Origin of the sequence: Trichocoleus sp. DQ-A3 (genome assembly GCF_039961975.1) — a bacterium.
In the GTDB taxonomy this organism is placed as follows: domain Bacteria; phylum Cyanobacteriota; class Cyanobacteriia; order Cyanobacteriales; family FACHB-T130; genus FACHB-T130.
This window is the reverse complement of sequence record NZ_JAMPKC010000017.1, coordinates 38833-51873: the sequence shown is the minus strand read 5'-3', so window position 1 is coordinate 51873 and position 13041 is coordinate 38833. Positions and strand designations below refer to the sequence as shown.

General features: G+C 44.3%; 12 protein-coding genes. 11 read left to right on the top strand and 1 reads right to left on the bottom strand.

Features of this window, described 5'->3' with window-relative positions; genetic code table 11:
• Positions 1-68: 68 nt before the first annotated feature.
• Complete coding sequence (locus NDI44_RS20870; RefSeq protein WP_190416104.1) at positions 69-1583, bottom strand: SLBB domain-containing protein; 1515 nt, start codon at positions 1581-1583, stop codon at positions 69-71.
• A 153-nt stretch (positions 1584-1736) separates the two neighbouring features.
• On the opposite strand from NDI44_RS20870, the gene NDI44_RS20865 reads away from it, so the two are divergent.
• From NDI44_RS20865 to NDI44_RS20815, 11 genes are all read left to right on the top strand, one after another.
• Positions 1737-3485 (top strand): S-layer homology domain-containing protein, encoded by a 1749-nt coding sequence (locus tag NDI44_RS20865; protein ID WP_190416103.1) that lies wholly within the window; start codon positions 1737-1739, stop codon positions 3483-3485.
• A 25-nt stretch (positions 3486-3510) separates the two neighbouring features.
• Positions 3511-4071: a hypothetical protein gene (locus NDI44_RS20860; protein ID WP_190416102.1), complete on the top strand. Its 561-nt coding sequence runs from the start codon at positions 3511-3513 to the stop codon at positions 4069-4071.
• Positions 4072-4195: 124 nt separating this feature from the next.
• Entirely contained in the window at positions 4196-5587 is a 1392-nt protein-coding gene (locus tag NDI44_RS20855; RefSeq protein ID WP_339380853.1) for a lipid II flippase MurJ, read from the top strand.
• The gene (locus tag NDI44_RS20850) at positions 5580-6353 is read left to right on the top strand and encodes a class I SAM-dependent methyltransferase (protein ID WP_190416101.1); all 774 of its coding nucleotides are present in this window, start codon (positions 5580-5582) and stop codon (positions 6351-6353) included. Before NDI44_RS20855 ends, NDI44_RS20850 begins: the two co-directional genes overlap by 8 nt.
• A gap of 21 nt (positions 6354-6374) precedes the next feature.
• Positions 6375-7487 carry a glycosyltransferase family 4 protein gene (locus NDI44_RS20845; RefSeq protein WP_190416100.1) on the top strand — a complete coding sequence of 371 codons (1113 nt, stop codon included), beginning with the start codon at positions 6375-6377 and terminating at the stop codon, positions 7485-7487.
• A gap of 2 nt (positions 7488-7489) precedes the next feature.
• The gene (locus NDI44_RS20840; RefSeq protein ID WP_190416099.1) at positions 7490-8437 is read left to right on the top strand and encodes a glycosyltransferase family A protein; all 948 of its coding nucleotides are present in this window, start codon (positions 7490-7492) and stop codon (positions 8435-8437) included.
• 1 nt (position 8438) lies between these two features.
• Complete coding sequence (locus tag NDI44_RS20835; RefSeq protein ID WP_190416098.1) at positions 8439-9158, top strand: class I SAM-dependent methyltransferase; 720 nt, start codon at positions 8439-8441, stop codon at positions 9156-9158.
• A gap of 55 nt (positions 9159-9213) precedes the next feature.
• The gene (locus NDI44_RS20830; RefSeq protein ID WP_190416097.1) at positions 9214-9999 is read left to right on the top strand and encodes an FkbM family methyltransferase; all 786 of its coding nucleotides are present in this window, start codon (positions 9214-9216) and stop codon (positions 9997-9999) included.
• A 1-nt stretch (position 10000) separates the two neighbouring features.
• Positions 10001-10840, top strand: a complete 840-nt coding sequence (locus NDI44_RS20825; protein WP_348235312.1) for a class I SAM-dependent methyltransferase — start codon at positions 10001-10003, stop codon at positions 10838-10840.
• 70 nt (positions 10841-10910) lie between these two features.
• Positions 10911-11858, top strand: coding sequence for a sulfotransferase (locus tag NDI44_RS20820; RefSeq protein WP_190416095.1), 948 nt, complete (start codon positions 10911-10913; stop codon positions 11856-11858).
• Between the two features lie 6 nt (positions 11859-11864).
• A complete protein-coding gene (locus NDI44_RS20815) occupies positions 11865-13010 on the top strand; it encodes a glycosyltransferase (RefSeq protein WP_190416094.1) in 1146 nt (381 codons plus the stop codon).
• The last annotated feature ends 31 nt before the right edge of the window (positions 13011-13041 follow it).

Sequence of the window (13041 nt, the reverse complement as noted above, 5' to 3'; positions counted from 1 at the left end):
ACATCCAAACGATCGAATTTTTTACTCAGCTCTTGATTGTGGCTCTCCAGACCTAGCCAGCCACGTTTTTACTCGAAGATTCTAAAGAAGTTGAATAAGCTGAAAACCCCTCCCAGCGGACTCAATACCGTCCCCAGCGTGTCTGAGAAATTAGCGAGGTTAGAGCGGTTCACCACCACCACATCGTTATTGCGTAGAATCGGATTGTTTTGATCGTTGATGCCCTGAGCAAAATTGACCGGGACGTTCCGCTTTGATATGGTGCCATTGGCGTTGAGACGAATCAGCTCTACCGAACTCCTCCGGGCACGATTGTTAAATCCTCCGGCTGCCAGCACCGCTTGATTCAAGGTCGTATTGGGTGGCAGTTCAATCGTCCCTGCTTTGGCAACTTCCCCGACCACATTGACCCGAATGGTATTGGGAGAGAAGCTAGCCGATGCGACTTGGGGTACCTCAGAGGGGTCGATATTGCTGGCAGTAGGCACCACAACGGTATCTCCCTCTTGCAAGATGACATCTTGGGTGACATCCCCGGACTGTAAAAGTTGCCAGAGGTTGATATTGAGGACTTTTTCGGGTCCCGAACGGGCGGAACGGCGGACTTGAACCTGGCGAATATCTGCTAAGGAGGTAATTCCCCCTGCGACTTGAATGGCTTGGGTCACGGTGGCAGGAGTGCTGCTAGAAGCCGCAGTCGCATTCGCCTCAGGGGGAGTATTCGCAGTGGCAATGGTGGTTGGTGACACGATATAAGGCCCTGGACGGGATACTTCTCCGACGACGACAATCTTGATCGGCCCGGTGTTCTGGGGCGCAAAGCTGGCATCCGCTAAGGTACGGGATTCATCAGCGTTGATTTGGAGGCTGGTGGGGATAAACAGCGAGTCTCCATCTCGCAAGGTGAGGTCTTGACTCAAATCACCGTTGTTGAGTAATTCCCAGAGATTGACAGCGATGACTCCCGAAGAACCGGGTGAAATACGGCGCAGTTCTACTTGGCGGATATTGGCGGCTTGAGTAATGCCCCCAGCCAATTGCAGTGCTTGCGTGACGGTGGGAAATTGATTGCCTTCGGTTAGGTTAACGGTATAGGAACCCGGACGATTGACTTCCCCAGCCACTGCGATTTTGACCGGACGGGGTGCCAGCAGAGTAATGGTCAGCAAGGGGCGTCGGATGTAGCGACCGTATCTGCTAGAAATTTCATCGGTTGCTCTTTCGAGGCTCAATCCCCGAACGGGTACGCTGCCAATGATTGGCAGGTTGAGCGTACCATCGATTAGCACCTGGTACTCTCCGCTGTATTCAGGAACCTCAAAAATATCCAGCCGGACGCGATCGCCTGCGCCTAGAGTATATGGGGCATCCGGTCCACGTCTGGTAGATGTTCCCGCTGGGGCAGCAGAAGGGCGCAATCCGGGGAGTTGCGCGATCGCTGGTGAAACCGTCATTGCTGCCACGGCTAGAAGCGCGAAGCCCGCAACGGTTCGGGCAGCCAGTTTCGGAAAACCAGCACCGCTCGTACAAAAACTACAGCTTGTTTCACGATGCCTTTTGGCGCTCAACTTAGCACTCTCCATTCCAAATCTGTTAAACCTCGTTACACAAGTCACGCCATTGACGGATGCAATCCGTAAAAAGTTGCACTATAAATTTTAATCACCAACGTAATTTTCCCAAACTCGTGTACCTTTGAGGTGGCAAGGAATATTTGGGTATGAGGAGGAAAGGTTATGACGCCAGCAACAGGTGGGAGCCGTGTCAGTACAAGTGAAAAGAAATTGTGGTACCGATTACGCATCCTACTAAGTTCCATGTTTTTGGGCAGTACGATCCTCTATGCGGCTGCCAGTCTGGCTACCACCAAGGCAAGTTCTACCAACGGGAACACTTCAGCACCAGCCAAGGGTAGCGGTTCAATGGGTGACGCACTCTTAAAAACGATGCTGGGAGCTGACGCGCTGCGTTCTAACAACCCGGCTACTCCTTCAACCACCACCCGTTCCAGCTCTTCCCTACCAGCGATTCGCAATCCAGCCGCCCCAGGAAGAAGTTTACAGCAACCCGGCTCCGTCTCGACGCCGACTCAATTGGCTCAAGCCAGCACCTTCCCGGATGTACAAGGTAGCTGGGCGCAGACTTTTATTGAAGCACTCGCACAGCGAGAAGTAATCGTAGGCTTTCCAGATGGCTCTTTCCGCCCTGACGAGCCGGTGACACGCGCTCAGTTTGCCGCCATGATCCGGAAGGCTTTTCAAAGACCCGCTACTCGCCAAGCGGTGGATTTTGTGGATGTACCTGCCAATTACTGGGGTTACACAGCAATTCAGGAAGCTTATCGGACGGGATTTCTAGAGGGATACCCCAACCAGGTTTTTCAGCCGAATCAAAACATCCCCCGCGTCCAAGTCTTGGTATCTTTGGTCAGTGGACTTAACCTGAATCCAACCGCAGATACCGCCTCGATTTTAAATGGTTTATTTCAGGATGCTGGCAGCATTCCTGCCTATGCCCGCACCAGTGTTGCCGCAGCCGCACAAAATCAACTGGTTGTCAACTATCCAGATGTGGCGCTGTTAAATCCTAATCAGTTAGCCACCCGTGCTGACGTGGCGGCGTTTATTTACCAGGCTTTAGTGAATGCGGGGCAAGCGCCGCAGATTCCAGCAACGGATGTTGCCGCTCGTTACGTGGTTGGCTACGAACCCGTGGCGACAACACCACCTCCCCTGACAGCAGAACAAGTTGCAGCCTTGCGCCAACAGTATCGGCTTCCAGCACCCCCGATAGTAGAACAGCTGCGGCGGTTAATTGGCGGAAATTCTAGCATTACAACACCCACGGCTTTCGGAGCCGATCGGGGTCAGGCTTTTATCGGAGGGGGCTTCCAAGAAAGAACCCGCAACACCAATAAGGCAGACGGGGTAATTGCAGCAGGTATTGGTCTGGGCGATGCTCGGAGAGCAGTGGGTGTAGAAGGCGTTATCTCAATTTATGACCTCTTCGGCGATGATAGCTTTGAAGATGGTGGGATTAGCTTCAAGATTCACCGTCAGTTTGCTAATGACCTAGCCGTTGCGGTTGGGGTGGAAAATATCGAGACGTTTGGAGAACCCGATCCAGGGTACAGCACCGTTTACGGTGTCGTCAGTAAAGTTTTTCCGATAGGATCTCGGACAACGGCAGGCTTCTCCCCCTCAGTTACTGCTTCTGTGGGTCTGGGTGGAGGTCGCTTTCGTTCAGTACCTGATATTGAGGCTGGCAGAGACTCGGTCAATCCGTTTGGCAGTATTGGCGTACGGGTCGCTCAACCGATATCGGTCATTGCCGAATGGAGCGGTCAAGATTTGAATGTGGGTGCTTCGATCGCTCCATTCGAGAATATACCGCTGATCATCACTCCAGCGCTTGCTGATGTAACTGGAAATGCCGGTGATGGTGCGCGTTTCATCCTAGGCGTCGGTTACGGCATCACTTTCTAAGTTTTTTGCTCGTAAAATAAAAGCCATGAACATCAAACGTCTTTCTTTAAATCTCGGTCTGGGTTTAGCTTTGGGTTCTTCTCTACTGTTTTCGGAAACAGCATTTGCCCAGACTCCAGGCAATTCAGATGTCACTGGGCCGATTATGACGACTAGCGACGTTGTCAACGGAGCCTTCATACCCGACAGAGGCGGGCGGGGAAGACTCGCCTTCAGAACAGCAGCGATCGCGTCTGCTGTCAACCAGGCAGCAGCCTCAGTCAACTCCCAGACTGCCAATAATAGCTTAGGGAACGTTTTGACAGGGACTGGAAATGTTGCTGCTAGCGCGAGCCAGCTAGAAAGCGGTCTGGTGAATGCTACTGAAGGCATTAATCCAACCCTGGCTCGTAACGTGGTTGCCAACTTGCAAGGGCTAACCGCAAATGGTAGGGTCGATGCGGTTCGGCTGGCGGCGGCAGTGGAAGCATATAATGCTCTCATCAACTCCAGTAGCGGCGTATTTTTGAGCGAGCCTCCCGATGAGCTGCTAGCGATTCAATCTGTCCTGGCTGCATTGTTGAATGCGGCTTTTGGAGCAGGTTAATGGTAATTCCAAATTTGATGTCAATTAATGAGGATCTATGGGGTTGAGCGCTGCTACTATCAGTCCCTATCAGGGAGTTTGGGATGAAATCGCTCAGCGAGCTGAAAACTTGAGCTAAGTGTAGGTGAAACAAACTCTAGCAGCACAAAAGCTGCTCCATTCTTGGAAAAAGCTGACTAGTGGCTCGACCAACCGCCAAATCTTTGGTGCAGCTGTTACAGTTGCTCTGATGACAGCGTTGGTAAAAGTAGCAGCTGCGGGTAAGGAATTGGTAGTTGCTTGGAAATTTGGCACTGGGGACGAACTCGATGCATTTTTAATTGCCTTGCTCGTTCCTTCTTTTATCATCAATGTGGTAGCTGGCTCTTTTAATGCTGCCCTCATCCCCACCTATATTCAGGTACGAGAGAAAGAAGGTGTAGAGGCAGCGCAAAAGCTTTTCTCCGGGGTAATAGTCTGGAGTTTAGGGTTGTTGTTAATTACTACCATACTGATGGTGGTTACTGCGCCTCTATATCTACCCTGGATTGCTAGGGGGTTTAGCCGCGAAAAGTTAGACCTCACGTTTCGTCTTCTGTGGGTGATCGCGCCTGTTGTGCTGCTGGATGGGCTGGTAGTTATCTGGGTTGCACTTTTGAATGCGGGTGAGCGTTTCGCTTTAGCTGCACTTTCTCCGATTATTACCCCAGTTATCAGTGTGATATTTCTGCTGGTATGTTCGTCTTGGGGAATCTTTGCCTTGGCAGGTGGTTTACTGTGCGGTGCAGTTTTGGAGATGGTAGTTATGGGAGTGGCGCTGAAGCGGCAAGGTATCTCATTGCGCCCCAGGTGGTACGGATTTGATCCTCACTTGCGTCAGGTAGCTGGTCAGTATGTACCGATGATTGCTGGAGCTTTTTTAATGAGCAGCACCAATCTAGTGGATCAATCAATGGCGGCAATGTTGTCACCGGGAAGTGTCGCCGCGTTGAATTATGGTAATAGAGTAATTGCATTTCCAATTGGGCTAATGGCTACAGGATTGGGAACTGCTGTGATTCCCTATTTTTCAAAAAAAGTTGCCTGTGAAGATTGGACAGGAGTGCGCTATACACTGAAGCGTTATATATGTTTGATTATTACGATTACTGTGCCGCTCACAGGATTTTTGTTCTTTTTTTCTGAAACTATAATCCAAGTGTTGTTTCAAAGAGGTTCATTTACACATGAAGCCACTCGCTTAGTAGCTCAAGTACAGGCTTTTTATGCTTTACAAATCCCTTTCTATCTTACTGGCATTTTGTTAGTAAGACTGCTTTCATCACTCTTGTCAAATCATATCCTTTTGGGAGGAGCAATAATTAATTTAACAACCAATGTGTTATTCAATTTTATATTTATGAGAAAAATTGGGCTTCCAGGTATCGCTTTATCAACCAGCTGCGTATATTTGATTTCTCTAGTTTTTCTAATGCGCTACTACCTATATAAAATGAAAAAAATCGAATCATTATCTAAAACTTTAATTAATGAATAGTCCTAATCGCTTTAAATCATCTCCCCTTTTTGGCTTTGATAAAAAAGAGTCTCATTATTATAAGGGGCTTCGTATGAAAACTGATACTAATCTTCACGAGCAGTTATCAAATTTTATTAATAATAAGCTGGAATTGATTGACATACACGGGGAAAAACCTTGCGTCTTAGATTGGGGATGTGGAGAAGGAGCTTTTTCTCAGCGGTTATACGATCTTGGCTACAATGTTATCGCCGTTGATGGAGACGCTGATAACTTTAAAGCTCAAGGTCCTGTATTTTACAAAATAGACTTCAATCATTCTTTAGAAGTTGAAAGTTTTATCAATAAACATGGTGGTTCATTTGATCTAATTGTGTCCATAGAAGTCATTGAACATATTAAGAATCCTTGGCAGTTTCTAAAAAATTTATATCAGCTTTGTCGTCAAGATACTCATTTAGTAATTACAACACCAAACATTAGCTCTTGGTGGGGTAGATTCTGGTTTTTAATAACAGGAGAGTTGTGGGGATTTAATCAAAACTCTTGGGCTAGTATTGGACACATAAACCCGATTGGTAACGTAGAAATGATAAATATGTTATGTGAAACAGGATTTATCTGTTTGGATGTTTGGGCTGGTGGAAATTTGCCAGTTATTTGGTTGTACAATTGGAAACGCACGGTGATTAGTTTATTGATATTGCCTATATATTTGATAATGAAAGGGCAAAAACAAGGATGGGTGCTTTGTTATTATGCAAGGCGTAAACACTGCAAGTGATATTTTTAAATAGAGTAGACCTTGAAAATTACCTTAGTAATTTCATCTCTTTCTTGTGGTGGAGCAGAGCGGGTTTTGGCTTTGCTTGCTCAAGGTTTTTTTAGGAAAGGTTATGAGGTTGCTGTACTAACACTCTCTGGAATAGAGTCAGATTTTTATAAACTGCCAGATGCAGTTCATAGATTAGCTCTCAATATTGCTGAAAACTCACCAACGCCAGCCCATGCTATATGGAACAATCTGTATCGCATATGGATATTGAGGGAAGCAATTATATCAACTCGACCTGACGTGGTTATTTCCTTCTTAGATAAAACAAATGTATTAACATTGCTAGCTCTTATTAAGACAAGCTATCCAGTGATTGCTACTGAGCATTGTGACCCAAGTATAATTAGTTGCGGAAGCTTGTGGGAGAAGTTGCGACGCTTGACCTATCCGTACACTGTTAGGCTGGTGAGCGTAAGTCAAGGAGTTGATAGTTATTTTGACTGGTTACCTAAAACAAAAAGAACCGTAATCTATAATCCACTGGCGATAGGTGAGGATGAGCAAAATTCAATAACTTTACCTAAAGGTGCTGACTTAGGTAAAAAGTTAGTTATTGCTATGGGTCGATTAACGTACATAAAGGGGTTTGATATTTTATTATCCGCCTTTAGCAAAATCGCTGATAAACATCTAGACTGGCAACTTTTGATATTAGGAAAAGGCAACCTTCGGATAGAACTCGAAAACCAGAGAGATAGTTTAGGATTAACCGAGCGGGTTTTTTTTCTAGGGTCTATGAGCAATCCCTTTCCTATATTAAAACTCTCAAAGTTATTTGTTATGTCTTCCCGAACTGAGGGGTTTGGCAATGTCTTAATCGAGGCAATGGCTTGTGGGTTGCCGGTCATTTCAACAGATTGCCCTAGTGGACCAAGAGAAATTATTCGCGATGGTGTAAATGGTATTTTAGTGCAGAATGGTGATGTGGAAGCATTAGCTGTAGCTATGGATCGATTGATGTCCGATAGGGGAGAACGCAAACGTCTCGCTGACCGTGCAGCGGATGTCACTGAGCGATTTAGTTTAGAGAAGATTATGGGAATGTGGGAGGCGTTAATCAGCGAAGTGATGGGAGAAAGATAACAATGGTAGACCAAGTTCGGCAGATAACAGTAATAGAAATAGCCTGTCCGTATGTGTTTACCGTTTTCACCCCAACTTACAACCGCGCTCATACGTTGCATCGTGTTTATGAAAGCCTTAAAGCACAGACTTATCGAGACTTTGAGTGGTTAATTATCGATGATGGCTCCACCGATCGTACCCGTGAGTTGGTAGAACAGTGGCAGAAGGAGGTTGACTTCTCTATTCGCTATATCTATCAAAGAAATGCTGGCAAGCATATTGCTTTTAATCGCGGTGTGCGAGAAGCCAAGGGAGAACTATTTCTAAATCTTGATTCAGATGATGGTTGTGTCCCAGAAGCCTTGGAGCGATTCAAGTATTATTGGGATATGATTGCAGAATCCGAAAAAGAGAAATTTTCAGCCGTAACTTGCCTGTGTAAAAGCCCGAATAATCAGGTCATTGGTAGCCGTTATCCATTTGATCCAACTGATTCAGATCCTCTTGAGATTCGTTATCGCTTCAAAGTTACAGGAGAGAAGTGGGGTTTCCAACGTACTGATATACTCCGGCAGTTTTCATTTCCTGAAGAACTCGTAAAGACTTACATTCCGGAAGGTTTGGTATGGAATAAGATTGCTAGGAAATATAAAACAAGATTTGTAAATGAGGCTTTGAGGATTTATTGGACTGACCAGCAATCAATGGTGAATTATCAACATCCAAGTAAGAATGCTGTTGGGGGTCGAATGCGTCATTTGGCTGCTCTTAATGAAGAAATAATCTGGTTTGGGTATGCACCATTCAATTTCTTTCGCTCGGCTGTTCACTATAGCCGTTTCTCTTTTTATACAGAAACTACTATTAGGGAACAGTTTCAAGCGCTTAACACAGCACTTGGTAAATTACTTTGGCTAGTAGCTTTCCCAGTAGGATATTTAGTTTACTGGCAAAACCGAAAAAAGTAATATGATTAACATCCAGCCTTTTTCAGACGCAGAATTATTAAATGCTTTTCATACCTCCGATGTTGCCACTTCCAAACATTTATTAACTATTTACTCATTGGCTATTGGCTTAAATGCAAAAATAATAATTGATTTAGGGATAGGCTCAACCACAAGAGCTTTGCGTGCAGCAGCATTAAAAACAGGTGGAGTTGTTATAAGTTGCGATTGTGATGCTAAAAGATTCTCATCTTTATTAAAATTACAAGACAAGCATTGGCAATTGTACTTAGGCGCTAGTGAAACTTTATTAAGCTCGCTAGAACCTCCTTTTGATCTTGTTGTTCATGATGCTGCACATGATTATTTTCAAGTCAAATTAGATTTAGAACTAATTTTACCCAAGATGAAGACTTTTGGTATGATCTGCGTGCATGACACGCAGCAACCAGACCTAAATCGTAATATGCTGGCAGCAATCAGAGATGCGACAAAAGAACACAAAATTTCTATTACCCACCTGCCCTTCAATGCAGGTCTTTCTATTATTAGAGTCGAAGCCGGGAATCATCCTGCTATAACACCCAAGGGTGGTTTTTTACCAGATGGGCGGTTCGATACTCAACTAATACCATTTACTCCTTTTAGTGATGGAAAGGAAAAGGTTGATATTGATGCGGATGATTCTTCCTTACGACGATGGCTTCGTTGGAAAATACGAAAATTTATCAAGGGCTGGTGAAATAAAATGCAAAATATTTTGATAAAGCTTTCGTCTATATAAGCACAGAATTGAGATGGATAGAGAACTCAAACTATGGCTATTTTTTACCCGATGTTTGCCCAAAGTACGTGGAGCTGGAGTTATTGCTAACGTAGTTAAAAAAATTTACAACCGAAAATCAAGGAATATTGTCATTACTGATATATTTGACTTCAAAATGGAAGTAAATCCTAAAGAATGTGTTGATGGGGGCATTCTGTTTTATCCCCAGTTATATGATTATAAAGAGATTGCATTTATTAAACAAAACTTACCAGCTAATTCCTGCTTTCTAGATGTGGGCGCACATATCGGATTCTATTCGTTGCTCGCCTCTAGGCTGGTTGGGGAAAAAGGCAAGGTTGTAGCTATTGAAGCCGATCCTTATACTTATAATAAGTTATTAAAAAATATTTGGTTAAACAACACAAAAAATATTCAACCTCTCAACGTAGGTATTTCAGATCAACAAGAAATATTAAAATTAGGACTAAATCTTACCGGAAATCGGGGGGGAAACGGTTTTCTTTTTGCTAATTCAAATAGTATAGATATACAGTGTTACCCTTTACATGAGGTGTTATCACAGCAAGGAATCAAACAGATTGAAGGAGCTAAATTTGATATTGAAGGCTTTGAATTCCGAGTTTTAACTAAGTTCTTCGCAGCCGCCGCATGCGAGCTGTATCCCAAGTTTATAATTATTGAATATAATCCAGACTGGATTGAAAAAGCAGGTGGTAATGCCATTGAGTTATTACAGTCCAAAGGCTACAAAATTTATAGGCGTTCTTCCTATAACTACATAATGGTGCTATAGCTTGGAAAAGCTGACGATGAACAGTTACGCTCAGGAAGTTGAAGAGGGCGATCGCTTTGAGTTTGGTAAAAATTGGAGACGGTTTTTATCAGTTCTTAATGACGAACGCATAGCAGAAGCAGAGAAGTCTCTCAAGCAAATGCTAGCAGTAGAAAATTTACAGGGTAAAACATTTCTTGATATTGGTTCTGGCAGTGGATTATTCTCACTTGCTGCCCGTCGCCTAGGGGCAAAGGTCCATTCATTTGATTACGATACAGAGTCAGTAGCTTGCACGAAAGAACTTCAATGTCGATGCTTTCCTGATGATTCTAACTGGACTATTGAACAGGGTTCAGTGCTAGATGTAGATTATCTCAAATCTCTAGGGGAGTTTGATATTGTTTATGCTTGGGGTGTGCTTCACCACACCGGCGCAATGTGGCAAGCTCTAGAAAATGCTAGTTTGCCTGTTGCAGATGGGGGGATGCTGTTTATTGGTATTTACAACGATCAAGGTGGTAAGTCTCTACGTTGGCGCAGAGTCAAGCAACTTTACTGTTCAGGAATCGCAGGCAGGTCTCTAGTTTCTATCTTCTTTATTCCATATTTCATCCTGGGTGGGTTAGCTATCGATCTCCTGAAGGCTCGAAATCCAGTAATCCGCTATACTAAGTACAAAAAATCAAGGGGAATGTCCAGAGTTTATGATTGGTTTGATTGGTTAGGTGGCTATCCCTTTGAGGTGGCAAAGCCAGAAGATATATTTAAGTTCTATCAAAATAAAGGTTTTGTCTTAAAAAATTTAATTACTTGTGGAGGTGGCTTAGGTAACAATCAATTTGTTTTCATAAAGCAATGATTAATTATCTTCATGCTCTAATTGACCGACAAAAGTCCGTTCAAGGTAAACAAAATTAATAATTTTTTCCATGCCATCTATCCGTATTCTGTACATTGGCGGTGTGGGTCGCAGTGGCTCCACAGTACTCAGCACGCTGCTTGGGAATCATCCCTCTATTGAAAGCGTAGGGGAACTAACCAACTTACCGCGCCGAGGCTGGATTAATAACGAATACTGCGCCTGCGGTGAGCGTTGCTCTATCTGTTCGTTCTGGTCAAAGGTGCGTGCGGAATGGGTAAAAAGCATAGGATTTGACGATATTGAGAGGTATTTAGCTCTTCAGAATACCTTTGAAAGCATGAACTTTCAAAGCATGAAAAGCTTTTTGTGTTGGTTGCGTTTGTTTAGAGAGCGCATGAACGGCTCCCCTCAGTTTCAGGCTTATAGCGAATGGACTTGTGCCCTCTTTCAAACCATCTGCTCGGTGAGTAAAAAGTCTATAATCGTTGACTCCTCTAAGAACCCAGTTCGAGCCTTAGCGCTCTCTATGATGCCTGAGATCGACGTGTACTTAATTCATTTAGTACGAGATGGTCGAGGAGTAGCACATTCACTGAAAAAAGCATACAAACAGCATCAAAAAGGAGGAATAGAAGAGACGCTTCAAGCTTGGCCAGTTTGGAAGACCGCTATTTTCTGGAGTGATGTCAATCTGCAATCAGAATTGCTTCGTTCTCAATTTGACCCTGGAAAATCAATCAGAGTTTTATATGAAGATTTTGCAACTAATCCTAAGAAAACATTAGAGAGGATTGGGCATTTAATTGAATGTGATTTTGATGAAGTAGCTAATGCAGTTACGGCGGGAGAAGCTATGAAAGTCGGTCACGCTATTGCTGGGAACCGCTTGCGTATGAGAGGGACAGTGCAGTTGCAGGCGGACACAGAATGGATTGATAGGTTGCCAGTTCAGGAGCAAAATCTGTTTTGGCTACTTGCAGGATGGCTTATGCAGCAGTATGGGTATAAAACATAACTCCTCATGCAGATTGTATTTTTTATTGGTAGCCTTGAGACAGGCGGTGCCGAGTATCAGATTGTGCAACTTGCTGATGGCTTGGCCCAACGAAACCATGATGTGTGTGTTGTAACTTTCTACCCTGGTGGTCAAAACTGGGAATGGCTTCAAGCTCGAGGTCAAGTCCGAATATATCCGTTATTCACAAAGAAGTTCAGTGGAACTATCCCCGCTGGACTACAGTTAATCTGGGCTATCCCACGGTTGCGGAGCGTGTTGCGGAAACAGCAGACACCTCTATTCGTGTATAGTTTTTTGTACCTGAGTAATCTAATCGCTTGGCTTGCTGTGCGCTGGATGCCTGGTGTCACTTTAATATGGGGGATCAGGGCATCTAATCTGAAATTAAATTGGAAACGAGCGATACCTTTCAGTTTGTGTAAATGGATTTCGGCATCCGTTCCCTTGATCGTAGCTAATTCTAAGGCAGGGCTAGCCTACCACGAAGCTCAAGGCTATCGCGCTAAAACGAGTATAGTCATTCCTAATGGCATCGACATTGAGCTATTTAAGCCTGATTTAGAAGTTAGGGCAAGAGTGCGAGCAGAATGGGGGATTTCAGAGGATAGCATTTTAATCGGTTTAGTGGGACGGCTAGACCCCATAAAAGACCATCCAACCTTTCTTAGAGCAGCTGCACTCTTGTGCAAACAACGCCAAGATGTACGCTTTGTCTGCGTGGGTACTGGTCCTGAGATTTATGCTCAAAAGTTGTATCAGTTGACGGAGAAGTTAGATATTTCTGAAAAAGTTATCTGGGCAGGAGTACGTGTCGATATGCCTGCGGTTTACAATGCTTTCGATATTGCTACCTCTTCTTCTTATAGCGAAGGGTTTCCTAATGTAATTGGCGAGGCAATGGCCTGTGGTGTAACCTGTCTGGTGACAGATGTGGGAGATTCCGCTTGGATTGTGGGTGATACTGGGGTAGTAGTACCACCATTAAACCCAGAAGCATTTGCAGCCGGAGTTAAGCAGCTAATACTAGATAAGCTCCTTAATCGGAACTACATCTCAGTAATCAGAACACGGATGAGAATTATTTCTGAGTTTAATTGTGCAAGGTATATCGAAAGAACCTGTGCAATACTAAATAAAAATATTCCATAATTTTTATAATTAACCTATATAAAATAGGGAG

Coding starts and splice junctions, on each gene's coding strand:
- NDI44_RS20870 (WP_190416104.1), bottom strand. CDS start 1,583: ATGGAGAGTGCTAAGTTGAGCGCCAAAAGGCATCGTGAAACAAGCTGT.
- NDI44_RS20815 (WP_190416094.1), top strand. CDS start 11,865: ATGCAGATTGTATTTTTTATTGGTAGCCTTGAGACAGGCGGTGCCGAG.
- NDI44_RS20860 (WP_190416102.1), top strand. CDS start 3,511: ATGAACATCAAACGTCTTTCTTTAAATCTCGGTCTGGGTTTAGCTTTG.
- NDI44_RS20840 (WP_190416099.1), top strand. CDS start 7,490: ATGGTAGACCAAGTTCGGCAGATAACAGTAATAGAAATAGCCTGTCCG.
- NDI44_RS20865 (WP_190416103.1), top strand. CDS start 1,737: ATGACGCCAGCAACAGGTGGGAGCCGTGTCAGTACAAGTGAAAAGAAA.
- NDI44_RS20830 (WP_190416097.1), top strand. CDS start 9,214: ATGGATAGAGAACTCAAACTATGGCTATTTTTTACCCGATGTTTGCCC.
- NDI44_RS20820 (WP_190416095.1), top strand. CDS start 10,911: ATGCCATCTATCCGTATTCTGTACATTGGCGGTGTGGGTCGCAGTGGC.
- NDI44_RS20850 (WP_190416101.1), top strand. CDS start 5,580: ATGAATAGTCCTAATCGCTTTAAATCATCTCCCCTTTTTGGCTTTGAT.
- NDI44_RS20835 (WP_190416098.1), top strand. CDS start 8,439: ATGATTAACATCCAGCCTTTTTCAGACGCAGAATTATTAAATGCTTTT.